Annotated in this window: 24 protein-coding genes and 1 tRNA gene; 14 read left to right on the forward strand and 11 right to left on the reverse strand. The window is 66.2% G+C overall.

Annotated features, from left to right (window positions below; translation table 11 throughout):
* Positions 1 to 47: 47 nt before the first annotated feature.
* Positions 48 to 839, reverse strand: coding sequence for a M90 family metallopeptidase (locus tag AC10QF_RS07330; protein ID WP_494541992.1), 792 nt, complete (start codon positions 837 to 839; stop codon positions 48 to 50).
* The gene (locus AC10QF_RS07335; protein ID WP_014645622.1) at positions 806 to 1090 is read right to left on the reverse strand and encodes a hypothetical protein; all 285 of its coding nucleotides are present in this window, start codon (positions 1088 to 1090) and stop codon (positions 806 to 808) included. The genes AC10QF_RS07330 and AC10QF_RS07335 overlap by 34 nt, the downstream gene beginning before the upstream one ends.
* 144 nt (positions 1091 to 1234) lie before the next feature.
* Here AC10QF_RS07335 and birA point away from each other — a divergent pair, with 144 nt between their 5' ends.
* The 4 genes from birA to AC10QF_RS07355 all read left to right on the forward strand — a co-directional run bounded on the left by birA (position 1235) and on the right by AC10QF_RS07355 (position 3905).
* Positions 1235 to 2203 (forward strand): bifunctional biotin--[acetyl-CoA-carboxylase] ligase/biotin operon repressor BirA, encoded by a 969-nt coding sequence (birA, locus tag AC10QF_RS07340; RefSeq protein WP_494541993.1) that lies wholly within the window; start codon positions 1235 to 1237, stop codon positions 2201 to 2203.
* On the forward strand, positions 2200 to 2931 hold the full coding sequence (locus AC10QF_RS07345) for a type III pantothenate kinase (protein ID WP_069138054.1): 732 nt from the start codon (positions 2200 to 2202) through the stop codon (positions 2929 to 2931). The genes birA and AC10QF_RS07345 overlap by 4 nt, the downstream gene beginning before the upstream one ends.
* A gap of 9 nt (positions 2932 to 2940) precedes the next feature.
* Positions 2941 to 3789, forward strand: coding sequence for an SPOR domain-containing protein (locus tag AC10QF_RS07350; protein ID WP_494541994.1), 849 nt, complete (start codon positions 2941 to 2943; stop codon positions 3787 to 3789).
* Positions 3790 to 3829: 40 nt separating this feature from the next.
* Positions 3830 to 3905 (forward strand) — tRNA-Thr (locus tag AC10QF_RS07355).
* A 1498-nt stretch (positions 3906 to 5403) separates the two neighbouring features.
* Here AC10QF_RS07355 and AC10QF_RS07360 read toward each other — a convergent pair.
* Positions 5404 to 6003: a hypothetical protein gene (locus tag AC10QF_RS07360; protein WP_134972372.1), complete on the reverse strand. Its 600-nt coding sequence runs from the start codon at positions 6001 to 6003 to the stop codon at positions 5404 to 5406.
* 290 nt (positions 6004 to 6293) lie between these two features.
* Entirely contained in the window at positions 6294 to 6695 is a 402-nt protein-coding gene (locus AC10QF_RS07365) for a hypothetical protein (RefSeq protein ID WP_164263496.1), read from the reverse strand.
* A gap of 583 nt (positions 6696 to 7278) precedes the next feature.
* Here AC10QF_RS07365 and AC10QF_RS07370 point away from each other — a divergent pair.
* Positions 7279 to 8049, forward strand: coding sequence for a DUF3011 domain-containing protein (locus tag AC10QF_RS07370; protein WP_111176962.1), 771 nt, complete (start codon positions 7279 to 7281; stop codon positions 8047 to 8049).
* Positions 8050 to 8123: 74 nt separating this feature from the next.
* Here the strand turns inward: AC10QF_RS07370 and AC10QF_RS07375 are convergent, their stop codons facing one another.
* Positions 8124 to 8573: a hypothetical protein gene (locus AC10QF_RS07375; protein ID WP_111176964.1), complete on the reverse strand. Its 450-nt coding sequence runs from the start codon at positions 8571 to 8573 to the stop codon at positions 8124 to 8126.
* 275 nt (positions 8574 to 8848) lie between these two features.
* Between AC10QF_RS07375 and rocF the strand changes: the two genes are divergently transcribed.
* The 3 genes from rocF (at position 8849) to AC10QF_RS07390 (ending at position 10499) form a co-directional block, all read left to right on the forward strand.
* Positions 8849 to 9769, forward strand: a complete 921-nt coding sequence (gene rocF / locus AC10QF_RS07380; RefSeq protein WP_005420594.1) for an arginase — start codon at positions 8849 to 8851, stop codon at positions 9767 to 9769.
* A 163-nt stretch (positions 9770 to 9932) separates the two neighbouring features.
* Complete coding sequence (locus tag AC10QF_RS07385; protein WP_005407710.1) at positions 9933 to 10070, forward strand: entericidin A/B family lipoprotein; 138 nt, start codon at positions 9933 to 9935, stop codon at positions 10068 to 10070.
* Positions 10071 to 10277: 207 nt separating this feature from the next.
* Positions 10278 to 10499, forward strand: a complete 222-nt coding sequence (locus AC10QF_RS07390; RefSeq protein ID WP_004153772.1) for a CsbD family protein — start codon at positions 10278 to 10280, stop codon at positions 10497 to 10499.
* 73 nt (positions 10500 to 10572) lie between these two features.
* Here the strand turns inward: AC10QF_RS07390 and AC10QF_RS07395 are convergent, their stop codons facing one another.
* Positions 10573 to 11373 (reverse strand): hypothetical protein, encoded by an 801-nt coding sequence (locus AC10QF_RS07395; RefSeq protein WP_069138049.1) that lies wholly within the window; start codon positions 11371 to 11373, stop codon positions 10573 to 10575.
* 108 nt (positions 11374 to 11481) lie between these two features.
* Here AC10QF_RS07395 and AC10QF_RS07400 point away from each other — a divergent pair, with 108 nt between their 5' ends.
* From AC10QF_RS07400 to AC10QF_RS07415, 4 genes are all read left to right on the forward strand, one after another.
* On the forward strand, positions 11482 to 12777 hold the full coding sequence (locus AC10QF_RS07400; protein WP_005420592.1) for a tryptophan--tRNA ligase: 1296 nt from the start codon (positions 11482 to 11484) through the stop codon (positions 12775 to 12777).
* Positions 12778 to 12904: 127 nt separating this feature from the next.
* Positions 12905 to 13207: a hypothetical protein gene (locus AC10QF_RS07405; RefSeq protein WP_032954673.1), complete on the forward strand. Its 303-nt coding sequence runs from the start codon at positions 12905 to 12907 to the stop codon at positions 13205 to 13207.
* 156 nt (positions 13208 to 13363) lie between these two features.
* Positions 13364 to 14296: an MBL fold metallo-hydrolase gene (locus tag AC10QF_RS07410; RefSeq protein WP_494541995.1), complete on the forward strand. Its 933-nt coding sequence runs from the start codon at positions 13364 to 13366 to the stop codon at positions 14294 to 14296.
* A 105-nt stretch (positions 14297 to 14401) separates the two neighbouring features.
* Positions 14402 to 16054 carry a M28 family metallopeptidase gene (locus tag AC10QF_RS07415; protein WP_053498772.1) on the forward strand — a complete coding sequence of 551 codons (1653 nt, stop codon included), beginning with the start codon at positions 14402 to 14404 and terminating at the stop codon, positions 16052 to 16054.
* A 127-nt stretch (positions 16055 to 16181) separates the two neighbouring features.
* On the opposite strand, the gene AC10QF_RS07420 is transcribed toward AC10QF_RS07415, so the two are convergent.
* Together AC10QF_RS07420 and AC10QF_RS07425 are read right to left on the reverse strand one after the other, a co-directional pair.
* A complete protein-coding gene (locus AC10QF_RS07420) occupies positions 16182 to 16514 on the reverse strand; it encodes a hypothetical protein (protein ID WP_254698781.1) in 333 nt (110 codons plus the stop codon).
* A gap of 31 nt (positions 16515 to 16545) precedes the next feature.
* Positions 16546 to 17880: an MFS transporter gene (locus tag AC10QF_RS07425; protein ID WP_494541996.1), complete on the reverse strand. Its 1335-nt coding sequence runs from the start codon at positions 17878 to 17880 to the stop codon at positions 16546 to 16548.
* A 223-nt stretch (positions 17881 to 18103) separates the two neighbouring features.
* Between AC10QF_RS07425 and yedA the strand changes: the two genes are divergently transcribed.
* Both yedA and rarD read left to right on the forward strand, forming a co-directional pair.
* A complete protein-coding gene (gene yedA, locus AC10QF_RS07430) occupies positions 18104 to 19009 on the forward strand; it encodes a drug/metabolite exporter YedA (RefSeq protein WP_005420582.1) in 906 nt (301 codons plus the stop codon).
* A complete protein-coding gene (gene rarD / locus AC10QF_RS07435; RefSeq protein WP_494541997.1) occupies positions 19006 to 19902 on the forward strand; it encodes an EamA family transporter RarD in 897 nt (298 codons plus the stop codon). Before yedA ends, rarD begins: the two co-directional genes overlap by 4 nt.
* Positions 19903 to 20022: 120 nt before the next feature.
* Here the strand turns inward: rarD and AC10QF_RS07440 are convergent, their stop codons facing one another.
* The 3 genes from AC10QF_RS07440 to AC10QF_RS07450 all read right to left on the reverse strand — a co-directional run bounded on the left by AC10QF_RS07440 (position 20023) and on the right by AC10QF_RS07450 (position 25753).
* A complete protein-coding gene (locus AC10QF_RS07440) occupies positions 20023 to 22848 on the reverse strand; it encodes a TonB-dependent receptor (protein WP_494541998.1) in 2826 nt (941 codons plus the stop codon).
* 411 nt (positions 22849 to 23259) lie between these two features.
* On the reverse strand, positions 23260 to 24582 hold the full coding sequence (locus AC10QF_RS07445; protein ID WP_005420576.1) for an ABC transporter permease: 1323 nt from the start codon (positions 24580 to 24582) through the stop codon (positions 23260 to 23262).
* 13 nt (positions 24583 to 24595) lie between these two features.
* Positions 24596 to 25753, reverse strand: a complete 1158-nt coding sequence (locus tag AC10QF_RS07450; protein WP_005420575.1) for an ABC transporter permease — start codon at positions 25751 to 25753, stop codon at positions 24596 to 24598.
* Positions 25754 to 25766: the final 13 nt, after the last annotated feature.

The raw sequence follows: 25766 nt of genomic DNA on the forward strand, positions 1-25766 counted from the left end.
CAAGCAATGCCATCGAAGATCATGAGGTTGCCGGCCAGCGGCCGGCACTACGGCATTTCGATCTTCGGCGGCTCGCCGTAGAACCGCCGCAGCTGCGCGGCGACCTCCGGCAACGCCTGCTGCAGCAGATCCGGTGCCGAGAAGTGGTACTCGCTGGCCACCGCGAAGAACTCCTCCGGCGCCTCGGCCGCATACGGATCGATCAGCGTCTCTTCGCCTGCGTCCACCTGCGCACAGAAGGCATCGTAGGCGCGCTGGAACGTGGCCACCCACTCGCGCTGCCATTGCCGCGGCAGCGGCGGTGTGCCGTCCATCGCGCCATCCAGTGCATCGAGCTTGTGCACCATCTCATGCACCGCCACGCAGTAGCCCTCGTGCGGCGCGGCCAGGTCGGCCTGCACGTCGGCCCAGGACAGGATCAACGGACCACTGTCCCACGACTCGCCGATCAGCTCGTCATCCCACTCGTGCAGCACGCCGGCCGCATCCATGTGGCTGCGGTGCACGCGGAACGCATCCGGGTAGAGGATCAGCTGCGACCAGCCTTCCAGCCCCACTTCGCCGAATTCCAGCAGCGGCAGGCAGCACAGTGCGGCCAGCAGCACGCCATCGCCAGCCTGCAGTTGCAGTTCACCGACAGGGGTAATGGTCTTCTCATGCAGGAAGCGCGTGGCCAGCACGCGCAGTCGCGCGCGGCGTTCGTCGTCCAGGCCGTGCAGCCAGGCCGCACGGCGGCAGGCGTCTTCCCAAAGCGCATCGTCGATCGGCCGCGGCGAGGGCCGCAGCCACTGCAGCAACGACTTGATCAGCGGAACATTCCCGGCAGGTAGCTGTGCCACTTCGGCGCACGGATGCGCTGCAGCACGTCGTCGTCGCTGCCGCCGCCCCCGGTGCTGGTGGCACTGCTGGCCGCAGGGCGTACCGGTGCCGGCTTGGTGGTCGCAGCCGAGGCGGTCGCGGTCGGCGCGCGCTGCGAGGCGGCATCACCGTTGGAGGACACGCAGGCGCCGCGGCTGTCGTCCAGCGCTGCCGTTGCAGACGCCGCGAAGGGCATCATCAGCAGGATCAGGCAATGGGCATAACGGCGCATTGACGACATCCACGTTAAGGGAGGGTGAGTTCCCGATTCTAGCCCGAACCCGGCGCCCCGTTGGAAGCCCCTGCGGAACCCAGCGTGGCAGGCGTCGCTGGCGGCTTTCCCGCATAATTCCTGCCTGACTTCGTGGAAGCTGCCGTGGACGATCGCCAATTGCTGGCCAAACTCGCTGCCGGTCGCCTGTCCGGCGACGCCCTGGCCCGAGAGCTGGGCCAGACCCGGGCCGCTATTTGGAAGCGTATTCAAGGGCTTAGGGCCGCAGGTGTGGACATCGAGGGCCGTGCTGGCGAGGGCTATGGCCTGACCCGCCCGGTCGACCTGCTGGACCCGGCGGCGATCCGCGCCGGCCTGCCCGCCGATGCCCAGGCCCTGCTGCACGACCTGCAGGTGGCCTGGACGGTGGACTCCACCAACGCTGAATTGCTGCGGTGCAGCGCGCCCCAGCGCGGGGTCAGCGTGCTGCTGGCCGAACGCCAGACCGGTGGCCGCGGCCGTCGTGGCCGCACCTGGGCCTCGCCGCTGGTCGCGCATATCTACCTGTCGGTGATGCGCCTGTACTCCGGCGGCCTGGGGCGCCTGGCCGGGTTGAGCCTGGTGGCCGGCATCGCCGTGGCCGAAGCGCTGCACGACCTGGGCTACACCCAAGCGCAGTTGAAGTGGCCGAACGACCTGATCGTCGATGGCAAGCGAAAGCTGGTCGGCCTGCTTGCCGAGGGCGGTGGCGAATACGCCGGCCCGGCGCGCGCGGTGATCGGCATCGGCATCAACACCCACATGCCGCCGTCGTTCGGCGAGCAGATCACCCAGCCGTGGGTGGACCTGGACACGCTGGCTGGCAAGCCAGTGGATCGAAACGTGGTCGTTGCCGCCGTGCTGGCGCGGCTGCTGCCGGCGCTGGAGGAATTCGATCGCGAAGGCCTCGCTCCGTTCCTGCCGCGCTACGCTGCCTTCGACATGCTGGCCGGCCGCGAAGTGCGCGTGGAACTGGACGGGCAGTGGCAGCACGGTACTGCGCTTGGCCTGGCTGATGACGGCGCATTGCGCGTGCGCATCGATGGCCAGGAACGCCTGCTGCACGCCGGCGAAGTCAGCGTGAGGGCGGCATGAGCGATTGGTTGTTCGACCTCGGCAACTCGCGCTTCAAGTTCGCGCCGTTGCAGGGTGACCGTGCCGGTGACGTACAGGCCTGGGCGCATGGCGCCGAAGGCATGGCCGGGCAGCCGCCGCACAGCCTGCCCAGCGGCCGCACCGCGTTCGTGGCCAGCGTGGCCGCACCGTCGCTGACCAGCGCGATGCTGGACCAGCTGCAACGCCGCTTCGAAAACGTGCACGTGGTGCGCACCAGCGCCGAATGCGCCGGTGTGCGCATTGCCTATGCCAAGCCGGAAAAGTTCGGCGTCGACCGCTTCCTGGCCCTGCTGGCCGCGGCCAAGGCGCAGCGCCCGGTGCTGGTGGTCGGCGTGGGCACCGCACTGACGATTGATCTGCTCGATGCCGACGGCCAGCACCACGGTGGCCGCATCTCCGCATCGCCCACCACCATGCGCGAAGCACTGCATGCCCGTGCCGTGCAGCTGCCCGCGACCGGTGGCGGCTACAGTGAGTTCGCCAACGACACCGCCGACGCGCTGGCCTCCGGCTGCGATGGCGCTGCGGTGGCGCTGATTGAACGCAGCGCACAGCACGCGCACACGCTGCTGGGCGTGGCACCGTCGCTGCTGGTGCACGGTGGCGGCGCAGCGGCGCTGATGCCGTTGCTGCCCGCTGCCGATTACCACCCCTCGCTGGTGCTGGATGGCCTCGCCCGCTGGGCGGTGCACCAGCCCGCGCGCTAGTATCCGCGCATGCTCACCCGTGCCCTGATCGTCGTACTGGCCATTCTCAATCTCGGCGTCGCCTGCTGGTGGCTGCTGCGCGAGGCGCCGCAGAAGCCTGCGCCTGCGCCGCAACCGGCTGGCGTCGCCGAGCTGCGCTGGGTGCCCGGTGGCGTGGATGCCATTGCCGCAGCCGAGGCCACCGCCGCCGCCCCGACTGCACCGCTGATGGAGCGCGAACCGGCGGCGAAGACCGCGGTGGCTGCGACACCCGCGCCGGCCGTGCCGGCCAAGCCGGAATCCGCCAAGCCGCAGGTGGCTGAGGCTGCGCTGGTTGCTGCCGCTGCCAAGCCGGTAACACCGCCTGTACCCGTTCCGGCAGCGGAAAAGCCCGTAACCCCGCCCGCGGCCGCCGAGCCGCCGCGCTGCGTCGCGCTGGGCCCGTTCGCCGACCGCGCCGCCGCGAGCAGCGCGCAGGGCAAGGCCGGCACGCTGCTCAGCCAGGTGCGCCTGCGCGAACAGCCCGCTGCCAGCGGCAGCGCCCGTTACCGGGTGATGCTGCCGGCCGCCGCCAACCGTGATGAAGCCCAGGCCACCGTGAAACGCATTGTCGCCGCCGGCCTGAGCGACTACTACATCATCAGCCAGGGCGAGGAGGCCAACGCCGTGGCGCTGGGCCAGTACCGCAACCGCGAAGGCGCCGAACGGCGCATGGCGGCGGTGCAGGCCGCCGGCTTCCAGCCGCGCCTGGTCGCCAGCGGCGACGCCGGCCAATGGTGGCTGGAAGGGCAGCTGGCGGCGGGCACGCAGCCGGCCCAGGCCCAGCAGCGCAGCGGCGCGGCGCAGAGCCGGTCGCTGGAATGCACGCGGTTGCGCTAGAATCCCCTGACCGCGGCGCTGCCGCCGGTGCACCACCCATGCCGCTTTAGCTCAGTTGGTAGAGCAACTGTCTTGTAAACAGTAGGTCATCCGTTCGATTCGGATAAGCGGCACCACATGGGAAGCTCTGAAACGCCTTGAAAACAGTGCTTTCAATGAAAAGGGCCAGCGCGGTGCGCTGGCCTTTTCTGCGTCTGCCGTCCGTCCCTACGCTGACCTCAGGGAAGCAGACCCCTAGGAGGAACTAATGAGCTCGACTGAAGCCCGACAACCTCGCTTCTGATCTGCTGGCATCGGTCCAGCATCAAGTCGCCAGATGGAGCTCCAAGCCGGATGCTTCCGTCCGCCAGCAACGGATATGTTTCCAAGCGCACACGATAGGCCTCCTGCGAGGAGTATCGTACTGCCCGATCACCGGACTCGAGAGGGGCCCCCGGCAAGTCTTCTTCCGTAATGAGGCCGTTGATCCGAAGTTGCGCGCACAGGCCCGCGTAGTAGGCACTTCTTTCGTCCAGTCCTCGGCGGTGTTTTGTAGCGTGGCCTAATGCGTGAAAGCTCTCGTGCGCAACCAAGTCAACCAAATTCGCGAAGGTTCTATGTTGATTACTGTAGACAGGTGCCACAAACGCAAGCTGCCTGCCCGTGGCAAAGAGGCCAAGCGATCTTGTTCGTATTGCCCCAGCAGTGCCTTCCGGCAGAAGAAGGATTCGGTACCTGTTTGATGCTGCCGGTATCCATGACTCGGATGCCGCAGCCGCAGCATCGATACGTGCGCACACATCTGCGGCATCAAGCGCCAGCCCGTTCGCGATCTGCAGGTTGATCGTCCGCGCGGTGTTCGTGCAGCGGACGAGGTTCGTAGCGCCTACGGCGTTCTTCCCCGGTAGAACAGAAGTCGTATGGAAGTAACGGAGAGGGCCTAGAGGGACGGAAACAACTTCAGTGTATCCCGCTGAAGCAACCCCATTGGGAAGTGTGGTAGTCGCGCAGCCTGAAAGAACAATGGTGCAGACGCCAACCAGGAAGATTGCAATTGTGCGCATCTTGTCCCCACATGAAAGCGGGGCTGATGCCTCCGCTCCAGCGAATCGCGTCAGGTGTTCCACGACAACCAGGTCATCCGTTCGACTAGGATAATCGCCCCCATTCCCATGAGTCAGCGCCTCTTTGCGCTGCTTCAGGTACTCCCATTTGTTCGAAGGGCGGCAGAGCGGTTGCGTCGACGGCCTTACCTTGAGAACGCTGGCCCGTCCTGCGCATGAACCTGCTGCGCCGGCTGCTGTTCCAGATTTGCGGCCAACGCTTCAGCGCGATGAAGGGACTCTGCTTCAGGCAGGCGAAGCGCGTCCATCATACTCATGGTTCCACGGCGTTGGGCAGGATCGTCCATCGCTCCCTCGACGATGAATACTCTCTTGCCACGTGCAAGGGACTATCAGCCTGCGCAAGACCCGCTCGAAGTGTTGGGGATTTGGTCAGAAGCGGTGCCAGCGAGGGATCAACCAAAGGCGAAGCCGGACGACGTGTTGCCCCTGGTCGGCCACTCTCCTGCGGCTGTGACAGTGCAGATTCTTCAGTACGCTCCATGGTGCGGCTCTTTCGCAATGACAGGGATCAGCGCTGACTGATCGATACGTAGGTCAGCGTCTTGTGGTCAAGGGAGAGCCCGAGTACAACCTTGGCACTGTTCACCTGAGCAGACCAGTAAGGGCGGGAATCAGGCGCATCCGGGTGGGGTGGATACATGGCGGATTCTTCCCAGATGATTCCCTCGAGCGCGATGCTCGGCGGTGTGACTTCAAAGATCAAGGTCGCGTGCGTAGGATCGTCGGCAGGACTTCTCAGCGTGATGTTCTGGATACCAAGTCCGCCCAGCATGCCGCGTTCTGCGGTCCGCTCGTCCTTCAAGCCTTGTCGAGTCGGTTCTCCCAGGTGCGTGTGGAGCTGTTCATTCAATGCGTCGACATCATCAAAACGCAATTTGGTCAAACGCTCGATATCGTTCTTGAACCGCTCCATACCAGTTTGACTACCTGATTCGACGGGCTGTTTTTGATTCAGATGATCTGATGGGGGCGGCGGCGCGGCGCTCGTACATGCTGCCAGCACAAGCGCCGGAACAGCGATCGCGAGGCGACGACGCACTGCTATCCAGAGGTGGCGCCGAAGTTCACGTTCTGATGAAGAAGCGCATTTCTCGACCCATGCATCCATGAAAGCGTCTCTCGTGCCAATGTCACGCTCTTGAATCTAGCACAGCATCTTTTGACTGCGGATTGGTCCGTGATCCGTGCCTTGGGTGTGCGATTGCACGCCAGCGCAGCATAAGCACATGCGCCGATCATGATGCGTCGGCGCGGCGCCGGTCGCAAAGGCGATGGAACGAAGATGAAGAAACCGCCATTCGCTGGTTTTCTCGTCCCAACCCGGTGAGTCAACTCACTGTATGGCGCGGGCAGATCCTTCGATCAATGCCGCACACACACACTGCGACCGCAGCAGCCTCAGCTACGCACCTGCAACGCCACATACTCCGCCAGCCCCCGGCAGGCCAGCATCAGTCCTTCGCGCGTGCCGTCGCCGATGTCGTCTTTCTCTTCCCCGTCCACGCGCACGCGCTCGGCGGCGTGGTACAGCTCCAACAGCGACACCAAACCCACCGCAGCGCGATCCCGGCGTGCGGCGGCCACGGCCTGGCCGGGTGTGCTGGCGGGCCCCGTCCACGGCTGTCCATCGGCGGCATCACCGGCGCGGATGCGCTGCAGGCAGCTGGGCAGGTTGATGGACGCAGGCGCTTCGTTCGCAGCGGCGAAAGCGGCTTCCAATGGCTGCGCCAGTTCGGGCGGCAGGCGCAGGGCGGCCTCGCCCAGGGTGGCGGTCAGGTATGGGTGGTTGGTTCTGGACATGCGGGCATCCTCGTCAGGAACAGAGGTGCCGCCACGATAGGGTGGCGGGCGATGCGTGGCTTCCAAGACCGGGTCAACGAATCGGCGGGCACGAGGCCCCCACGCACCGCCCGCCGTCGATCGGCTAACGGATTGCCAGCCGGCGCTGCCCCTGAAAGGACGACGCCGGCTGGCAAGCGTATACATCGTTGACAACACGGGCTTGGAAGTCCCGACCACCTTTGCAGGCGGCGATTCATCATGCGCAGGCGAAATCCCCGTCTGCCAGTCGATTGTTTCGATGGCATCGGGTGATCTGAAAGGAAAAATGAATTATCGCGTTTGGCCCGTTTCGGGCATCGCAATGCCAGAAGCGACAGATTGCGCAGTGGCGCCATCAGCGAGAAATCTGCCCGAACCATCGCTGCCGTATGCCCTGAGCTGGCCCACGAAGTAAAGGTGACTTAACAGCCTGGGCAAGGCTCCACAGCTACCATAGCAAACACAAACGCCCGAATGCGCTGCCGGCTTTTTTGATTCTCCTCACAGACCATTTGCAGACCCCCGACACATACTGGGGACACATGCCCTTCGGGACCCGCCCATGCGTCGCCACGCCCTGCCGCTCACCGTCGCACTGTTGGTCACAACCTTCGCAGCCCCGGCCATGGCCGCCGTGCCGTTCTTCAACGCCAGCTGCCCGGGCGGCATCGATGTGCACGCCGACGACGGCGGGCCGGTTTACGTGCAGGGCCGCGAGACGGCGCTGAAGCGCTTCAACGACCGCTATTTCGAAGCACGCGATGCCAACAGCGGCATCACCCTGTCGATCAGCCGCAACGATGACGGCGCGCCGCAGGTCAGCTACACCGGCCGTGGCGGCGCCAATGGCATCTGCCAAGTCAGCGCCAGCGGCACGCCTGCGCCCGCCGCAAACGGCGAACGCTCTCGCGACGGTGCCGCCGGGGATGCCGCGCTGCCGCGCGAAGTCACCTGCGAATCCACCGGCCAGCAGCAGGTGTCGTGCGATCTGAATACCCGTGGCAATGTGGAAATCGTGCGCCAGCTCAGCCGCACCCGATGCGAGGAAGGCAGGAACTGGGGCCTGTCGCGGCACTCGGTGTGGGTCAATGGCGGCTGCCGCGCGGTGTTCCGCAATGTGTCTTCGGTGACCACCCCGGCGCCGGCAGGCGATACCGCGTTGGGCGCCTGCAACATGCGCAAGGGCGCTCAGGGCGCGCTGGTCACCCAGATGCCGGTGGGCAGCGATTACCAGGAACTGATCATCGATTATCCCGACGGCCGCTTCCTGTGCATGATGCGCAACAACGGCCAGGTGCAGAGCCTGACGCCGGTTCGTCGCCGCGGCGGTTGAGATATCGCGCCGGCGCGTCTGCCGTCGGCCGCGAGTCTGAAGGGGGCAATGCAGCAAGCGTTGCCCCCGTCCTGTTACTGCTGGTTCACCGGGTCATTTCCCTTCTTGTAGGAGTACCCGGTGACATCCCAGCCGCCGCCATGGCCGGATGAGGGCTCCACCCAGGTGAATTCCCACGTCTGCAGGGAGCCGTCGGGGAGCAGGTTTTCCACCCGGTAGATCTCACCGGGAATTCCCTGGTCTGGCAGTTTTCCAGGAATCGATTCATCCGAGCGTGCAGACGCGAGGCCTACGGAGACTGCCTGTCGTTCCACCTGTACGTTGCCGTAGCCCTGCGGGGCGAACGACGGCTTCACCCGCTGCGCCACCCAGTCGAGTACCTGGCGTGCGCCTGCCGTCTGCATGGGATACGCATCGGAGGTCACCGTATGCGTGATGCGTTGCGAGGGTGCACTGGCAGCGGCGGGAAACAGTCCGCCCAGGGCAATTGCCAGTACCGCAAGTCCATTGAGTGCATGTTTCATGCGCGTGGTGCTCCATGATTGAGGAAGTGAGGCGGCACCTTCAGGGTGCCTGCGCAGCGTGGACACAACAACAGCCTTGCGTAAGAGGCGAAACCGACCGGGATGTGAGGTGGATCGCGGAAGGTCCAATTCCTGACGACCCAGCGCTGGAATGCCTGACCGGATACGGCTGGCAGGCCGCGACGATCTGACCCATGCCCTGCTGCACCGCCGCGAGTGGTGTCACACAGCTCTGGCTAGACTGTGCTTCTTTTTCCGCACCGCAGGAGGCAGCCATGGCCCACCCCATTTCCGTATCCCTGATTGGCGTTCCCACCGATGTCGGTGCGGGCCATCGCGGCGCACGGCTGGGGCCGGAGGCGCTGCGCGTGGCGGGCCTGCCGGAGGCGCTGGAAGCGCGCGGCGTGGACGTGCGCGACGTGGGCAACCTGGATGGCCCGCGCAACCCGTGGACCGCGCCGGTGGAGGGCTACCGCCACCTGGATGAGGTGGTGGCCTGGAACCGCGCACTGATGGAAGCCAGCTACGCCGAGCTGCAGGCCGGGCGCATGCCGATCATGCTCGGTGGCGACCATTGCCTGGGCATCGGTTCGATCACCGCCGTCGCGCGCTGGTGCCGCGAGCAGGGGAAGAATCTGCGCGTGCTGTGGCTGGATGCGCATTCGGACTTCAACACCAGCGATGTCACGCCGTCGGGCAACATCCACGGCATGCCGGTGGCCTGCCTGTGCGGCCTCGGCCCGGACGCGCTGACCCGTCTGGGCGGCAGCGCACCGGCGATCACCCCGGCGCAGATGCACCAGATCGGCATCCGCTCGGTGGACCCGGAAGAGAAGCGCCTGATCAAGACCCACAAGGTGGATGTCTATGACATGCGCTACATCGACGAGAACGGCATGAAGCGTGCCGTGGAAGCGGCGCTGGCCGGCATTGATGAGAACACCCACCTGCACGTCAGCTTCGATGTGGATTTCCTCGACCCCAGCATCGCGCCGGGCGTCGGCACCACGGTGCCGGGTGGGGTGAACTATCGGGAGGCGCAGCTGGTGATGGAAATGATCGCCGATACCGGGCGCATGGGATCGCTGGACATCGTCGAGCTCAACCCCTTGCTGGACAAGCAGAATGCCACCGCCGAACTGGCCGTGGACCTGGTGGAAAGCCTGTTCGGCAAGTCCACCCTGATGCGCGACTGACCGCCCCCTGCTGAATGGATCGCCGAACCGTTCACGCCCGCTCCACGCCCCTGCCGCCAGATTGCACTTCACGCGGCGGCAGTGGGCATTGGTGCCCTCCCGCCGAGCGAAAGAATCCCATCCGCGAATGAAGCGGTATAGCGGCGAACCCAAGGAGAAGCCCATGAAGCGCGTAGTTGCCCTGATGCTGTTGTCGATGTTCTCGGTGGCCCTGCTGGCCGGTTGCAACACCGTGGCCGGTGCCGGCAAGGACGTGCAGAAGGCCGGTGAAAAGGTTGAGGATGCCGCCAAGGGCCGTTGAGCCTGAAGTGGAACGGAAAGCAAAAAGGCCGGGGGGATCTCCCCGGCCTTTTTGCTTGCGCGTTTCTCTGCAGCGTACGTGTCGAAGCGTAGTGAACCATTCAAGCAGGTGAGCGTGCATTTCATTGCCGGTTGACCGGTACTCAACAGGGACTGCGCGAAGCTGGAGCCACGGTAAGAACGCCGTTGCAACCAAGGACTCCCAGCAATGAACAAAGACATCATTTCCGGCAAGTGGTCGCAGCTGAAGGGCAAGGCCCAGGCCAAGTGGGGCGATCTGACCAACGACGACTTCGATGTGGCCGAAGGCAATGCCGAGTATCTGGCCGGCCGCCTGCAGGAACGCTATGGCTGGGCCAAGGACCGCGCGGAGAAGGAAGTGCGTGAGTTCCAGGACGCGGTGAGCAAGGACTACCCGGACTACAAGTAAGCGCTTCGGTTTCCCCCACATCACGACGCCCGCACCGTGAGGTTGCGGGCGTCGTGTTGTCTGCGCGGGACGATCAGCGGGCCGGAGGGTCCGGCACGTAGCGGTTGGGGAACGCCTGCGGTTCGCGCGGCAGGCGCGAGGGCGCATCGACCAGGATGCCGCGCGCACGCAGGTTGCGGGCACTGTCGTAGCGCAGCTGCAATACCTGTGCAGGGCTGCGGCTGGCACGTTCGAAGTCGGTGTCGCGTACCGAGGATTGCTCGCGTGCGCCATGGCCGGTACCCAGCGCCGGGGCCTGCGACTTGCTGGCGTAACCCTCGATGCGGCTGGCACTGGCGTCGGCCGCCGCTTCGGCCTGTGCGGCTGGAGCCGGCGGCGGCAGGCCACGGCGCAGGATCGGCTCGGGGCGCCAGCGACGCGCTTCCTCGAACACGGCCACGCCGACCACACCGATGTTGTCCGGGCGGCCGGTGCGGCTGGCATAGCTGCCGCTGGGGCTGCTGAACACGAACTGCGCCACTTCGTCCTGGCTCTTGCGCCAGCCGGTGATGTCGGCGCGCTGGCCGGGATTGAGCACGTAGCCGGTCTGCGAGGGATCGGCATCCTCGCCGGAGATGGCGTTGACGCCGTCCACCGACAGCACTACCAGTACCCGGCGAGGGCTGTCGTTGTACAGGCGCACGGCGTAGCGGTGGCCGCGCTCGCCGGCCACCCAGCGCTGGCCCTCGGCAGGGTAGCTGCGCAGTTCGGTGCCGCGGTCGCGGTCGACAAGGGCCATGCGCACGGGGCCGCCGTCGTATACCGGCGGCGGTGGCGGGACCGGGCGGAAGCCGGCCAGGGGCAGGATCAGCAGCAGGGGCAGCAGGCGTTTCATCGGGCGTCTCCAGCGGGGTTGCGTGAATGAACGCGCCGCAGGCCCTGACGGGGTTGGTGGCGTGCAAGGTAAACTGGCCCCGTTCATCGAAGGTTACCCCACGCAGTCATGACGACCCGAGTCCTTACCGGCATCACCCCCTCCGGCACGCCCCACCTGGGCAACTACGTTGGCGCCATCCGTCCGGCGATCGCGGCCAGCCGCGCGCCGGGGATCGAGAGCTTCTTCTTCCTGGCCGACCTGCACAGCCTGATCAAGTCGCAGGACCCGCAGCGCACCCAGCGCGCGACCCTGGAGATCGCGGCCAGCTGGCTGGCCTGCGGCCTGGACCCGGAACACGTGTGGTTCTACCGCCAGAGCGACATCCGCGAGACCACCGAGCTGATGTGGTTCCTGACCGCCATCGCCAGCAAGGGCATCCTCAACCGCGCGCACGCCTACAAGGCGGCAGTGGACAAGAACCGCGAGGAAGGCGTGGACGAGGACGCAGGCGTCAGCGCCGGTCTGTTCATGTACCCAGTGCTGATGGCCGCCGACATCCTGATCTTCAAGGCCAACCAGGTACCGGTGGGCCGTGACCAGATCCAGCACATCGAGATGGCGCGCGATTTCGCCCAGCGCTTCAACCACGTGTACGGCAAGGAGTACTTCCCGCTGCCGGACGTGGTGATCGATGAGCAGGTGGCAACGCTGGCGGGCCTGGATGGCCGCAAGATGAGCAAGAGCTACCACAACACCATTCCGCTGTTCGTGCCGCGCGAGGAGCTGAAGAAGCTGGTGTTCTCGATCCTGACCGACTCGCGCGCGCCGGGTGAGCCGAAGGACACCGAAGGCTCGGCGCTGTTCCAGATGTACCAGGCGTTCGCCACGCCGGAACAGACCGCGGAATTCGCCAGGGCCTTCGCCGCCGGCATCAGTTGGGGCGACGCCAAGCAGCAGCTGTTCGAGCGTATCGACAGCGAGCTGTCGCCGCTGCGCGAGCGCTACAACGCGCTGATGGCCGAGCCGGAGAAGATCGAAGCGCTGCTCAAGCGCCGTGGCCAGCAGCTGCGCGAGCAGCTGGCGGCACCGCTGCTCGACGAGCTGCGCCATGCGGTGGGCCTGCGTGACCTGTCCAGTGCCGGTGACATCGCCAGCGAAGATGCCGGCGTGGCCCGCGTGGCGCCGCCGCAGTTCAAGCAGTACCGCGAGAAGGATGGGCGTTTCTACTTCAAGCTGACCGCTGGTGACGGCACGCTGCTGATCCAGAGCGAAGGCTTCGATTCGCCACGTGATGCGGGCCAGCTGATCGCGGTGATCAAGCAGGCAGAGCAGGGCGACCAGCTGCAGAGCGAGCTGTTCAAGCTGGACGCCGAGGTGGACGCGGTGCTGGCCGCCCTGGCTGCGTTGCGCGAAGCGGCCTGATCGCCGGGCGTAGAGTCGAGCCATGCTCGACTCGGCTCTACAGGGAAGCCCCCCGCCGGCACGACCGTGGCACAGCACCCATGGCATGATGTCCGCGCGCCTCTGGCGCGATGACATGGAGTCTGCGATGGCCTGGTTGTCGCTGCTGCTGTTCCTGCCCTGGTTCCTGCTGCTGGGCAGCCTGTACTGGCTGTTTCCGCGCCAGCCGCGCAGCGCGCGGCGGCGCCTGTTCGATGGCACCACCCTGGTCGTGGCGTTCGCGCTGAGCATCGTGTCGATGCTGTGGGGCTACCGCATTGGCGTGGTGCAGCCCGGCGCCGGCCCGATCTGGCCGCAGGTGCTGGCGGTGCTGTATGCCTATGGCGCGTTCCTGGCGGTGCTGGTGCTGGCGTTGCTGCTGCGGCCGCGGTTCGGATTGCGTTCTGGCTGATCGGTAGTGCCGGCCGCTGGCCGGCACATGCATTCTCCCGGCCATCCCGAGGTTGCCGGCCAGCGGCCGGCACTACCCGACCAAAGCCGCATCGAACCCGGGCCGCCTGCGCGCCTACCATGGGCGTCTGTTCCCGAGACTGCCAGGTGCGTGCCGATGACCGCCGACCCCAGCATCCACACGATCGATACGGGCTTCCAGCGCCCGGACTTCGACGCGGCCTACCTGATCGTTGAAAACGGCCGCGCGGCCTTCGTCGACTGCGGCACCGGCCTGTCTGTGCCGGCGATGCTGCAGGCGCTGGTGGACGCTGGCCTGGGCGTGGATGCCGTGGACTGGCTGCTGCTCACGCACGTGCACCTGGACCACGCCGGCGGCGCCGGACTGCTGATGCAGCAGCTGCCCAACGCAAAGGCGGTGCTGCATCCGCGCGGTGCGCCGCACATGATCGACCCGACCCGGCTGATTGCGGGTGCGACGGCGGTGTACGGCGCCGAAGAGATCGCGCGCAGCTACGGCCGCATCGAGCCGATTCCCGAACACCGCGTGGTGGTGGCCGAAGACGGCCACCGCATCGATCTCGCTGGCCGCGAGCTGGTGCTGCTGCACACGCCGGGCCACGCACTGCACCATTATTGCGTGTGGGATGCTCGCAGCCGCAGCTGGTTCACTGGCGATACGTTCGGCATCTCCTACCGCGAGCTGGACAGCGCGCAGGGCGCTTTCATCTTCCCGACTTCCTCGCCGGTGCAGTTCGACCCGGAGGCGATGAAGGCCTCGATCCGACGCATGCTGGGCTACGCCCCGCAGGCGATGTACCTGACCCACTATGGGCGCGTGGGGCAGGTGCAGAAACTGGCCAACGACCTGTTCGAACAGATCGATGCGATGGCCGCCATCGGCCGCCAGTGCGATGGCCGGCCGGACCGCCACCGCTGCCTGCTGGCGGCACTGCAGGCGCTGTACCTGGAACGGGCGCAGCAGCATGGTTGTGCGCTGGACGATGCGGCGGTGATTGCCGTGCTGGCGATGGACATCGAACTCAACGCACAGGGCCTGGCCTGCTGGCTGGATCGCATCAGCAGGTAGATCCACGCCATGCGTGGATGACACAGGCCCAAGCCGCGCCGTGGTGTCACGACCACGTTACACTCTGGTGACTTCCAAAGTAGCCGTGGTACTGCCGTGAATCCGATGCGCGTGTTGCTGCTGTCGTCCTGCCTGTTTGTCGGTGGCCTGGCCCATGCGGCCAACGACCTGCCGGGTGGCGGCATCGATCCGCAGGCACTGTCGCGGCATGTGCGTGTGCTGGCGTCGGATGAGTTCGAGGGCCGCGCACCGGCCACCGAGGGCGAAGAGCGCACGGTGCAGTACCTGATCGAGCAGTTCCGCAGCTATGGCCTGCAGCCGGGCGGCGTGGACGGCAGCTGGGTGCAGCCAGTGCCGCTGGTGCGCGCGCAGCTGGAGGGTGAGGCCAAGGCCAGCCTGTCGCTGAAGCAGGGCAAGCGTGCGCTGGCCAATGGCGTGGACGTGACCCTGCAGAGCCTGCAGCCGCGCAAGCGCGTGCAGATCAAGGATGCACCGTTGGTGTTCGTCGGCTACGGCATCGACGCACCGGAACGCCACTGGAACGACTACAAGGACGTGGACCTGCACGGCAAGATCGCCGTGGTGCTGATCAACGACGCCGACTTCGAGGCCGACGCGCCGGGCGCGTTCGATGGCAAGGCGGTGACCTACTACGGCCGTTGGACCTACAAGTTCGAGGAAGCCGCACGCCGGGGTGCCGAAGGCGTGCTGATCGTGCACGAGACCGCGCCGGCCGCGTATGGCTGGGCCACGGTAAAGAGCTCGGGCACTTCGCCGCTGTTCGACATCGAGCGCGGCCACGCCGAAGCGATGGCGCAGCACACCCCGCTGCGCGGCTGGATGCAGCGCGAGCTGGCCGAGGCGATCTTCGCCGACGCCGGCCTCGACTTCGATGCGGAGAAGCGCAAGGCGATGCGTGCCGACTTCCGCCCGGTGGCACTGGACAACGCGAAACTGAGCGTGGATTTCGCGCTCAAGCGCGAGCAGGTGGTGACCCGCAACGTGGTCGCCAAGCTGCCCGGTGGTGAACATGCTGACGAGGCCGTGATCTTCTCCGCGCACTGGGATGCGTTCGGCATCGGTCAGCCCGACGCCAAGGGGGACCGCATCCGCCGCGGTGCGATCGACAACGCCACCGGCGTGGCCACGGTGCTGGAGCTGGGTCGGGTGTTCGCTGCCGGCCCGCAGCCACAGCGCACGCTGTACTTCGTGGCGCTGACCGCTGAAGAGAAGGGCCTGCTGGGGGCCAGCTACTATGCTGCGCACCCGCTGGCGCCGCTGGACAAGACCGCTGCGGTGCTGAACATCGAGATGTTCAGCCCGGATGGCCCGACCCGCGACATTGCTTCATGGGGCAAGGGCCGGGTGTCGTTGGAAGGCGATCTGGAGCGCGTGGCCAAGGCCCGTGGCCGCAGCTACAGTCCGGACCCGAACCTGGAAGCCGGCTTCTTCTACCGTGCCGATCATTTTGCCTTCGCCCGCCTGGGCGTGCCGGCGATCACCATCGGCCCGGGCCTGGACAAGCTGGACGGTGGCGTTGAAGGCGGCCGCGCGCTGCGCGAAAAGTACTTCGCCGACTGCTACCACCAGGCCTGTGATGCCTGGACGCCGAGCTGGGACCCGAGCGGCCACGCTGCCGACACGCTGCTGGTCTACGACCTGGGTGCCGAGCTGGCCAACAGCCGCCGCTGGCCGACGTGGGAAAAGGAATCGGAGTTCCGCGGCGCGCGCGACAAGAGCGAAGCGGCCCGCCGCTGAGGTAGTGCCGGCCGCTGGCCGGCAACTCCCTGCTCTTTCCGGAGGTTCATGAGGTTGCCGGCCAGCGGCCGGCACTACCAAAGGAATGTTGAGTTGCCGGCCAGCGGCCGGCACGACCGGGTGTTCGTCAGCGCCGGCGCAGCAGCTTCCACGCGCCCCAGCCGCCGGCGACGAGCGCTGCCAGATAGCACGCCACCATCGTGCGCAGGCCAACCAGGGGGGCCGGACTGACACCGCGATGCAGCCGCAGGTGCAGCGAGCTGTGGCCGCTGCCCAGGTCCATCGCCAGCTGCAGCGCCAGCGCGGCGCAGAACACCAGCAGGGCGATCCCGAAACCCGTGCGCGGCCACGTGGCCTGCGCGTTGGGGCGGCGCAGCACCCAGGCCAATGCCGTGGCTGCGGCCAGCGTCACCGCGATCCACATCAGCGCGGTGGCGGGAGACGTAGCGGCCACCGGCATTGCACCAGTGGCCGCGATCAGGGCAACGCGCTTACTTGCGGGTGCCGTCGAGCCAGTTCGGGCCCTTGTTGGTAAGGAAGAACACATAGACCACCAACGATACCGCGATCGTGGCGGTCACGTAGATGGCGAACCAGTCGACGTGGCCGGTCTTCAGCGCGCCCTGGTACAGCAGCGGGGCGGTGCCGCCGAACAGCGAGTTGGCCAGCGCATAGCCCAGGCCCACGCCCAGTGCACGCACGTGGGTGGGGAACAGCTCGGCCTTCACCACTGCGTTGATTGAGGTGTAGCCGGTGAGGATGACGAACGCCAGCGCCAGGGTCAGGAAGGCCAGGGTGGCATCATGCTGGTGCGGCAGCTGGGTGATCAGGTACCAGCTGTACAGCACGCCGCCGACGCCGAAGAACACCAGCAGGGTCTTGCGGCCGATGATGTCCGACAGCCAGCCGCCGACCGGTTGCAGCACCATCAGGAAGGCCAGCACGCCCAGGTTGATCAGGGTGCCGGTCATCGGGTCGTTGCCGGCGAAGGCGCTCTGGATCATCTTCGGGCCGTTCACCGAGTAGGTGTAGAAGGCCACGGTGCCGCCAGCGGTGATCAGGAAGCACAGCAGCAGCGGCCGCCACTGGTGCACGAACAACTCATACATCGAACCGAACTTCTTTGCCTTGCCCTCGCGCGCGGCCTCGATCGACGACTCCGACAGCGATTCGTCCATGCCCCGGCGCAGCCAGAACACCACCACCGCAGCGATGCCACCGATACCGAAGGCGATGCGCCAGCCCCACTCGGAGATCTCCGGCTTGCCCCAGAAGGTCAGCATCAGCAGCAGGGTCAGCTGGGCCAGCACGTGGCCGCCGACCAGGGTGACGTAGTGGAACGAGGACAGGAAGCCGCGACGGCCCGGAATGGCGGCCTCGGACATGTAAGTGGCGCTGGCACCATACTCGCCGCCAGTGGCGAAGCCCTGCAGCAGGCGTGCGAACAACAGGATCACGGCGGCCCAGATGCCGATGCTGGCGGCGGTGGGGGTGATGGCGATGAGGAACGAGCACAGCGCCATCAACGTGACCGAGACGGTCAGCGCCAGGCGGCGGCCGTGGCGGTCGGCGAAGCGGCCGAAGAACCAGGCGCCGATCGGGCGCATCAGGAAGGTCGCCGCGAAGATCGCCCACACGTACAGGGTGGAGTTCTTGTCGTCCGGCGAGAAGAACTGCGATTCGAAGTACACGGCGAACACCGAATACACGTAGACGTCATACCACTCCACCAGGTTGCCGGCGGAGCCTTTGAGGGTGTTGGAGATCGACCGCCGCAGGGCGGCACGGTCGTTCGCGGGGACAACAGGTTGGGACGTGGTGCTCATCTGGGTGGAAATCCTCGATGCGGCGCGTCCGTGCGCAGGGAAAACGGCGTCCGGCCTTGGGGCGGCGCGGCCGGGCAGCCCTCTTGGTACTGCATCGGCCGTCAACACGGGGTAGCAGACCAGAGCAGGGTGCATGGATGGATGACAGCGTGCCACCGTATGGGGTCCCGGACCATACTCAAAACGTCCTAGAATCCGCCTTCCCCCGGCTCCCTGGTGTGTCATGTCGGCTCCCCCCTCTTCGTCTGCGGCTGCCCCCCGGGGTGGCCTTGTCGCGCTGGCACTGCTGCTGGTCTACGTGGTCTGGGGTTCGACCTATCTGGGCATCGCCAAGGCCCTGCACGGCGGCGCACTACCGCTGACGATGGTCTCTGGCAGCCGCTTCATCATTGCCGGCGGCCTGATGTTCCTGGCCTTGCGCCTGTTCTGGAAGCTGCCGAACCCGACGCTGCGGCAGTGGCGCAACCTGGTCATCATGGGCGTGACCATGCTGGTGCTGGGCAACGGCATGGTGGTGCTGGCCGAGCGCGAGGTGTCCTCGGGCCTGGCCGCCACGGCGGTGGCCTCGGTGCCGCTGTGGATGGCGCTGTTCTCGGCGCTGCGCGGGCAACATGCCAGCCGTGGTGAGTGGCTGGGCATCGCCATCGGCTTCCTCGGCGTGGTCTGGCTCAACGCCGGCAGCAGCCTGACCGGCTCGCCGACCGGGCTGGTGCTGCTGCTGATCGCGCCGATCGGCTGGGCGTTCGGTTCGGTGTGGGCACGCGGCCTGGACCTGCCGGGTCCGTTCATGACCGCGGCCGGGCAGATGATCTGCGGCGGCGTGCTGCTGGTGCTGATCGGCCTGGCGGTGGGCGAGCGCCCGACCACGCTGCCCGATACCGGTGGCCTGCTGGCGATGGCCTATCTGTGCGTGTTCGGCTCCATCGTCGCGTTCACTGCCTACGTGTGGCTGCTGCAGAACGTGCGCCCGGCGCTCGCGGGCAGCTACGCGTATGTCAATCCGGTGATCGCGGTGCTGCTGGGCGCGCTGCTCAACGGTGAGCGCTTCGGTTGGCGCGACCTGCTGGCGATGGCGGTGATTCTTCTGGGTGTGGTGGTGCTGACAATGGCAAGGACGAGAAAGAAGTGAGCATGGACGAGAAAGAACAACGCCGGGGCCTGCTGGTCACCGCATCCACCTTCGTGATCTGGGGCCTGGTGCCGGTCTATTGGCACCTGCTCAACGAAGTGCCCTCGTTCCAGATCATCGCCCACCGCATCATCTGGAGCACGGTGCTGGTGCTGGGTTGGCTGTTGATCAGTGCGCGCCTGGGCTGGTGGCGGAAGATCGCCGCGCAGCCGCGCGCGCTGCCGATCCTGCTGGTGTCGAGCCTGACCATCGCGTTCAACTGGGGCCTGTACATCTGGGCGGTCAACGCCGGTCATGTCATCGAGACCAGCCTGGGCTACTTCATCAACCCGCTGGTGAACGTGCTGCTGGGCGTGCTGGTGCTGAAGGAACGGCTGCGCCGGCTGCAGTGGGTAGCGGTGGCAATGGCGGCGGTGGGCGTGGCCTGGCTGACCATCGATGCAGGTGCGCCACCGTGGATCGCGCTGGGCCTGGCCTGTTCGTTCGGCTTGTATGGCCTGCTGCGCAAGCTGGTCTCGGTCGACCCGGTGGCCGGCCTCGGCGTGGAGAGCATGTACCTGTTCCTGCCGGCGCTGGCGTTTGCGATCTGGGCCGAGAACGGCCACGGCGGTGCGTTCTTCCATGGTTGGGGCTGGCGCAACGACCTGCTGCTGATCTTCGGCGGCGCGGTCACCGCAGTACCGCTGATCGGCTTCGCCTACGGCGTGAAGCGCATTCCGCTGTCGCTGGTCGGCATCCTGCAGTACATCGCGCCGAGCCTGCAGCTGCTGCTGGGTGTGTTCTTCTTCCATGAGGCATTCGACACTGCCAAGGCGATCGGGTTTGCAGCGATCTGGGCTGGCCTGGTGCTGTTCGTCGGCGACAACATCCGCACGATGCGCGCCAAGCGCTAGCGCCGGCGGGGATCCGACCCTGCTTCCACGCAAAAAAGAACGGCGCCCCGAGGGGCGCCGTTCTGCTTCCATCCACGGCCAGGAGAGAGGGATGGCCGTGGCGGGAACGCGGTTGCAGGCTTAGAAGCGCTGCTGGTACTTCATGTACATGAAGCGGCCGATGTCGAAGCCACCGTAGTAGGTGAAGCTGCTGTTCGGCTGGCTGTACATGATCGGGCCCTGGTGGTTGAACACGTTGTTCACGCCCAGCGACACGGTGCCATCCCACGGCAGGCTGTAGCGCACCTGCAGGTCGTGGAAGGTGTTGGAGCCCACCTTGTTGGTCGGCGAGGCGCTGGTGTACGACGAGTTGAAGCCCGGCATGTTGCACTCGTCCATGTACGAGCACTTCTCCTTCATGCTGGAGTAGTAGCGCGCGGTCCAGCCGATGCCGAGGTCGCCATACTGCCAATCCAGGTTGAAGGTGGAGCGCACGCGGAAGTCGCCCGCCCAACCGGTACGCTGTTCCACCGGGGTGGTGGCGGCGCTGTCGTTGCGCTGCTCCAGATAATCGGTGTAGGTGGTGTTCCAGTTGACGGCGAACTTGCCGAACGCGGTTTCCGGCAGGCGGTAACGCACGTTGATGTCATAGCCGGCAGTTTCGCGGTAGCCCGCGTTGACCAGCGAGCGGTCCAGCGAGTTGACCTGGCCGTTGCTGCCACGGGTGAAGCGGCCACAGGCAGCATCCGAACCCTGCACGTAGCACTGTTCCAGGATGTTGGTGGCCGACTCACCGACGATGGCGTTGTCGATGCGGATCTTCCACCAGTCCAGGCTGACGTCCAGGCCCTGCACGAAGTCCGGGCTGTAGACCAGGCCCACGGTCCAGGTCTTGGCGGTTTCCGGCTTCAGGTGCGGGTTGGAACCCGAGCTGAAATCGGTGGTGGCCTGCTGGCCGGGCTTGGTGGCCACGCTGCCATCGCTGTTGAGCTGGCGGAAGTTGGCCGGCACCTTCAGCGCCTGGCAACGGGCAGCGACGGCTGGGCTGCTGGCGGCGGTGCCGAAGGAGGTATCGCACGGGTCGGTGAACGAGTCGCGACTGCTGACGGTGCCGCCATACAGGTCATCCACGGTCGGCGCACGGAAGCCGGTGCCGTAGGTGGCGCGCACCAGCAGGCTGTCGATCGGCTTCCACTTCAGGCCGAACTTGCTGTTGGTGGTGGAACCGAAGTTGTTGTAGTCCGAGTAGCGACCGGCCACGTCCAGCGACAGTTCGCGGGCGAACGGCAGGTCGGCCAGCAACGGCACCTGCAGTTCCAGGTAGGCCTCGTTGAGCGAGTAGTTGCCGCGGGTCGGCTGGCCGCTGGTGCCGGCGATCTCGCCCTTCTGCACCTTCATGTCCGGCGTGTAGCTGGCCTCCTCGCTGCGGTGCTCGAAGCCCATCGCGGCCAGGATGTCGCCGGCCGGCAGGGTGAACAGCGAACCGGAGATGTTGCCGCTGGCGACCTTGGTGGTGCTCTGCATCTTGTCGACGAAGCGGGTGAACAGGTAGTCCTGCACGTCCTGGTTGCTCAGCGAGCCCGGGCCGGTGTAGCCCATCGGGGCAGCCGGGTTCCACGGCACGCAGCCGGCGATCACCGCGCCCGGCGTACCGCAACGGGCCACGTTGCCGTCCATGAAGGACGGGCCGACGGCCAGGTTGACGTGCGGCTGGTACATGCTGCCGGTACCGATGCGCTCGCCTTCGTTGCGGTTGTACATGTAGTTGATGTTCCAGTCCCAGTACCGCGAACCGGTTTCGAAGCTGCCTTCCAGGCCGATGCTGGCGCGCTTGGTTTCCAGGTTGTTCTCGGTGCCGCGCGGCAGCTCCTCGGTGCGGTGCGCGAACAGCGCATCCTGGCCCCACAGGTTGAACGCGCTGTCCTTGGACAGGGCGGCACGGCTGCCATTGCGGGCCTGCGCGGCGCTGACCGAGTACGGGTAGCCGGCCAGGTGCTTGGTCGACTCGCGCTTGCTGTACAGCGCGTCGGCGACGATGCGCAGGTTGTCGGTGATCGAGAAGCCACCGTTGGCGAACACCGAGGTGCGCTCCAGGCCGGTCAGCAGGCTCATGTTCGACTTGGTGTTGGCACCATCGGCCGGGTCCGGCGCATGGAAGTTGCCGGCCTTGCTCGGGTCGCCGCCCGGACCCACGGTCAGGTTCTTGCCACCGACGGTGACGTAGCCCCACGGCGTGTTGCCGTTGAGGCCATCGTTCGGGTGGCGCGGGCCGTTGGTGTAACGGCTGAACTCGCGGTCCTTGCCCAGCACCTCGTCTTCCTTGGTGCGCTCGGCGCCCACGCTGAACCAGCCGCGCTCGAAGGTCTTGCCGAAGGTTGCACTGTATGCGCGCTTCTGGCCGTCACCCTGGCCGTACTGGCCGACATAGACGCTGGCTTCGCCACCATCGAAATTCTTGCGGGTGATGATGTTGACCACACCGGCGATGGCATCGGAGCCGTACAGCGCGGAGGCGCCGTCGGTCAGCACTTCCACGCGCTCGACGATGGACGACGGGATCGAGGCCAGGTCGGAGTAGCCGCCGGCGCTGACGCCCATGCGGCGGCCGTCGATCAGCACCAGGCTGCGTTCCGGGCCAAGGTTGCGCAGGCTGACGTACATGCCGCCGAAATCGCGCGAAGAAGTCAGCGACGAGGCGCGGCTCATGCTCGGCGCCCCGGCGGCAGGAATGTCCTGCAGGATGTCGGCGACGTTGACGTAACCCTTCTTCTCGATCTCGGCGCGGTTGAGCGCGACCACCGGCTGTGCGGTTTCGACACTGGCCTGGCGGATGCGCGAGCCGGTGATTTCGATGCGGTCGAGGTTGGTCGGGGTATCGCCGGCGCTCTGTGCGAAGGCGGGGGTGGTGCAGCTGGCGGCCAGCGCGATGACGATCGCGTTGCGCAGCGGATTGGTTTTCAGGGACATCCGTGAAATCTCGTGTTTCAGTAAAAACATGCGCCCGTTCTATGGGCGCGTGGGGTGCTGCAAACCAACGTGGGGGGCGCGATTCTAGAATGTTTCCATTCGTAACTGTTTGTCTCGACGCCGCTGGAAGTGCGCGAAGATGAATCGCAACCAACAATCCACAGATGCACTGTGCGCAGCGTCACGCGCGCTGCGTTTGCGATGAGTAGAGGCATCGATAGCGGCGGGTTTCCTGCAATCTGTAGCAGTGCATGTGCGCAAGCATCCATCCACGCATGGCGTGGATCTACTGCATCGAGATCGGGGTCAGATCCCTTCGCGTAGCGAAGGGATCTGACCCCGCCAACGAAAAAGGGACGGAGCCTTCGCTCCGTCCCCCTGCGTGATGCGCAGTCCACCGCTGCATGATGCTCAGGTTTCGCGCAGCGCCGTAGTGATCGGCAAACGCGCCGCGCGCAGCGCCGGGAACAGGCCGCCGACCAGGCCGATGCCCAGTGCCCATTTCAGGCCGGTCCACAGCAGTTCCGGTGATACGTGGAACTTGAACACCACCGCGCTGAAGTTGCTGCCGATGGTGGACACGCTGTAGCCATTGAACAGCAGCCATGCAACCGCACAGCCGAGCAGGCCACCGAGCAGCGCCAGCAGCATCGTTTCCAGCATCACGGCCGTCACCACCGGCAGGCCGCGGAAGCCGATCGCACGCATGGTGGCGATTTCGCGGGCGCGCGTGGCCACGGCCGCATACATGGTGTTGAGCGCGCCGAACACCGCACCGACCGCCATGATCGTGCCGATCACCTTGCCCAGAATGTCGATCAGCTTCGTCAGCCCGCCGCCCTGCTTGCTGTAGTAGACGCGGGTGGTTTCCACGTCCAGCTTCAGGCGTGGGTCGGCAGCGACGGCCGCCTTGAACTGATCGAAGCCGGCCTTGCCATCGGTACGCACGCTGATCGACTGCCAGGCGCTGCGCTGGTAGGTGGTGGCCAGCGTATCGGCGTCGGTCCACAGTTCCGAATCATGCGCATCGCCAGTGGCGAACACACCGACCACGGTCCAGGTCTGGTTGCCCAGGGTCAGCGTCCTGCCGACCTCCATGTCGCGGAACTGGCCCTTGGCGCCCTGGCCGACCACGATCTCGCGCAGCCCGGTGGCGAACTTGCGGCCCTCGACGATCTTGACCTTGTCATGCACCGCCCACGCCTGCGGGCCGACGCCGCGGAACTGGGCGTTGACGTCGGTGCCATCGGACTTGGACACCAGGTTGACCACCTGCGACAGCTCCGGTGACAACAACGGCCGGCCCTGCGCATCGCGGCTGATGCCGGGCAGGGTGGACAGCATGGGCACCTGTTCGCGGGTGATCACCGAGTTGGTCTCGGCCTGCGAGCCACCGCGCAGCACGATGGCAGTGGTGTCATCGCCGGTGTTGTTGAGCGTGGCCTGGAAGCCTTCGCCCATCGCCAGCATCGCCACCAGCACGCCGACCACGCCGGCAATGCCGACCACGATCACCGAGGACGCGCCCCAGCGTTGCGGCAGGCTGGCCACGCCGATGCGGGTGGCGGCCAACGCCAGCCGTCCACCGCGGGTCAGCAGCAACCACAGGGCCACCAGCACGGCCACGGCCAGCACGCCGATCCACGGCAGGCTGATCCACAGCACCAGGCCGACCGCCAGCAGCAGCACCGTCACGCCGTTGCCCAGCCACTTCTTGAGTTTGCTCTTGAACATGTCTGTGTTCTCCTCAGCGACCGGCCAGCGCGTCGACGATCTTCAGGCGCTTGGCACGCAGCGCTGGCAACAGGCCGACGATGATGCCGATCACCACGATCAGGCCCAGCCCCATCAGCCAGGTTGGCGTCGGCACGTGCGGCGGCAGCATGCCCATGCTCTTCGGGCCGATGGCCGGCAGGATCAGGGCGGCCAGGCCCATGCCGATCAGGCCGCCCAGGCCGATCAGCAGCACCGACTCCACCATCACCAGGGTCAGCACGGTGCTGTCCTTGAAGCCCAGCGTTTTCAGCGTGGCCAGCTCCGGCACGCGCTCGCGCACGGCCTGCGCCATGGTGTTGCCGGTCAACAGCAGCAGGGTGAAGAACACCGCGCCCATGATCGAGGTGACGATCATGCCGATATCCGCGAACTGCTTGACGAAGGCCTGCTGGAACGCCGATTCGGTCTGGGTCTTGGTCTCGTGGTCGGAGTTGGCCGAGATCGCATCGATCGCCTGTGCGACCCGCGAAGAGTGGTCCGGGTTGTCCAGCGTCACCGTGTACCAGCTCACCTGGTTCTTGATGTAGTCGTTGGATTCATCGAAGTACTTCCAGTTCATCATCAACTGGCGTTCTTCGTTGGCGGCCAGCGCACGGTCCTTGGAACGGTAGATGCCCTTGAGCACCAGCGGCCAGTCGTTGCTGCCGCCACGCGGGAAGATCGTCGCCTGCAGCGGGATGGTGTCGCCGATCTTCCAGCCGAACTGCTTGGCCAGGGTTTCGCCGACGATGGCGCCGGTGCGGGTCTGCTTCCAGTCCTCCAGTTGTGCCGGATCGATCTGCAGCTCGCGGTAGACATCGAAGTAGTTGGGTGACACCGAGAAGTTCGGGAAGAAGTTCTTCGGGTCCTGGTAGATGCCACCAAACCACATGCCATAAGCCACGTCACGGACGCCGGCCACCTGCCGAACCTGTGCTTCCAGCCGGATCGGCAGTGACTGGGTGATCGACAGCCGCGAGGCCACCACCAGGCGGTTGGCGCCTTCCACGCTGCCACCCGACGAGAACGCCACGCGCACCGAATCGAGCATGCCGAACAGCAGGAACGCGGCCACCACCGACAGCAGGGTCAGCAAGGTGCGCGTGCGGCTGCGGAACAGCTGCGCCCACACCAACGAGAAGTATTTCATCGCTGTGGCCTCC

The organism is Stenotrophomonas maltophilia complex sp. Om-AH-Sm3 (genome assembly GCF_059337855.1).

What these genes read in the sequence shown, in the direction of transcription:
- AC10QF_RS07375 (WP_111176964.1), bottom strand. Translation starts at nt 8,573, where the DNA reads ATGAAACATGCACTCAATGGACTTGCGGTACTGGCAATTGCCCTGGGC.
- AC10QF_RS07385 (WP_005407710.1), top strand. Translation starts at nt 9,933, where the DNA reads ATGAAGCGCGTAGTTGCCCTGATGCTGTTGTCGATGTTCTCGGTGGCC.
- AC10QF_RS07345 (WP_069138054.1), top strand. Translation starts at nt 2,200, where the DNA reads ATGAGCGATTGGTTGTTCGACCTCGGCAACTCGCGCTTCAAGTTCGCG.
- AC10QF_RS07415 (WP_053498772.1), top strand. Translation starts at nt 14,402, where the DNA reads ATGCGCGTGTTGCTGCTGTCGTCCTGCCTGTTTGTCGGTGGCCTGGCC.
- AC10QF_RS07370 (WP_111176962.1), top strand. Translation starts at nt 7,279, where the DNA reads ATGCGTCGCCACGCCCTGCCGCTCACCGTCGCACTGTTGGTCACAACC.
- AC10QF_RS07400 (WP_005420592.1), top strand. Translation starts at nt 11,482, where the DNA reads ATGACGACCCGAGTCCTTACCGGCATCACCCCCTCCGGCACGCCCCAC.
- AC10QF_RS07350 (WP_494541994.1), top strand. Translation starts at nt 2,941, where the DNA reads ATGCTCACCCGTGCCCTGATCGTCGTACTGGCCATTCTCAATCTCGGC.
- AC10QF_RS07440 (WP_494541998.1), bottom strand. Translation starts at nt 22,848, where the DNA reads ATGTCCCTGAAAACCAATCCGCTGCGCAACGCGATCGTCATCGCGCTG.
- yedA (WP_005420582.1), top strand. Translation starts at nt 18,104, where the DNA reads ATGTCGGCTCCCCCCTCTTCGTCTGCGGCTGCCCCCCGGGGTGGCCTT.
- AC10QF_RS07360 (WP_134972372.1), bottom strand. Translation starts at nt 6,003, where the DNA reads ATGGATGCATGGGTCGAGAAATGCGCTTCTTCATCAGAACGTGAACTT.
- rocF (WP_005420594.1), top strand. Translation starts at nt 8,849, where the DNA reads ATGGCCCACCCCATTTCCGTATCCCTGATTGGCGTTCCCACCGATGTC.
- AC10QF_RS07390 (WP_004153772.1), top strand. Translation starts at nt 10,278, where the DNA reads ATGAACAAAGACATCATTTCCGGCAAGTGGTCGCAGCTGAAGGGCAAG.
- AC10QF_RS07420 (WP_254698781.1), bottom strand. Translation starts at nt 16,514, where the DNA reads ATGCCGGTGGCCGCTACGTCTCCCGCCACCGCGCTGATGTGGATCGCG.
- AC10QF_RS07335 (WP_014645622.1), bottom strand. Translation starts at nt 1,090, where the DNA reads ATGCGCCGTTATGCCCATTGCCTGATCCTGCTGATGATGCCCTTCGCG.
- AC10QF_RS07425 (WP_494541996.1), bottom strand. Translation starts at nt 17,880, where the DNA reads ATGAGCACCACGTCCCAACCTGTTGTCCCCGCGAACGACCGTGCCGCC.
- AC10QF_RS07395 (WP_069138049.1), bottom strand. Translation starts at nt 11,373, where the DNA reads ATGAAACGCCTGCTGCCCCTGCTGCTGATCCTGCCCCTGGCCGGCTTC.
- AC10QF_RS07405 (WP_032954673.1), top strand. Translation starts at nt 12,905, where the DNA reads ATGGCCTGGTTGTCGCTGCTGCTGTTCCTGCCCTGGTTCCTGCTGCTG.
- AC10QF_RS07450 (WP_005420575.1), bottom strand. Translation starts at nt 25,753, where the DNA reads ATGAAATACTTCTCGTTGGTGTGGGCGCAGCTGTTCCGCAGCCGCACG.
- AC10QF_RS07445 (WP_005420576.1), bottom strand. Translation starts at nt 24,582, where the DNA reads ATGTTCAAGAGCAAACTCAAGAAGTGGCTGGGCAACGGCGTGACGGTG.
- AC10QF_RS07410 (WP_494541995.1), top strand. Translation starts at nt 13,364, where the DNA reads ATGACCGCCGACCCCAGCATCCACACGATCGATACGGGCTTCCAGCGC.
- AC10QF_RS07365 (WP_164263496.1), bottom strand. Translation starts at nt 6,695, where the DNA reads ATGTCCAGAACCAACCACCCATACCTGACCGCCACCCTGGGCGAGGCC.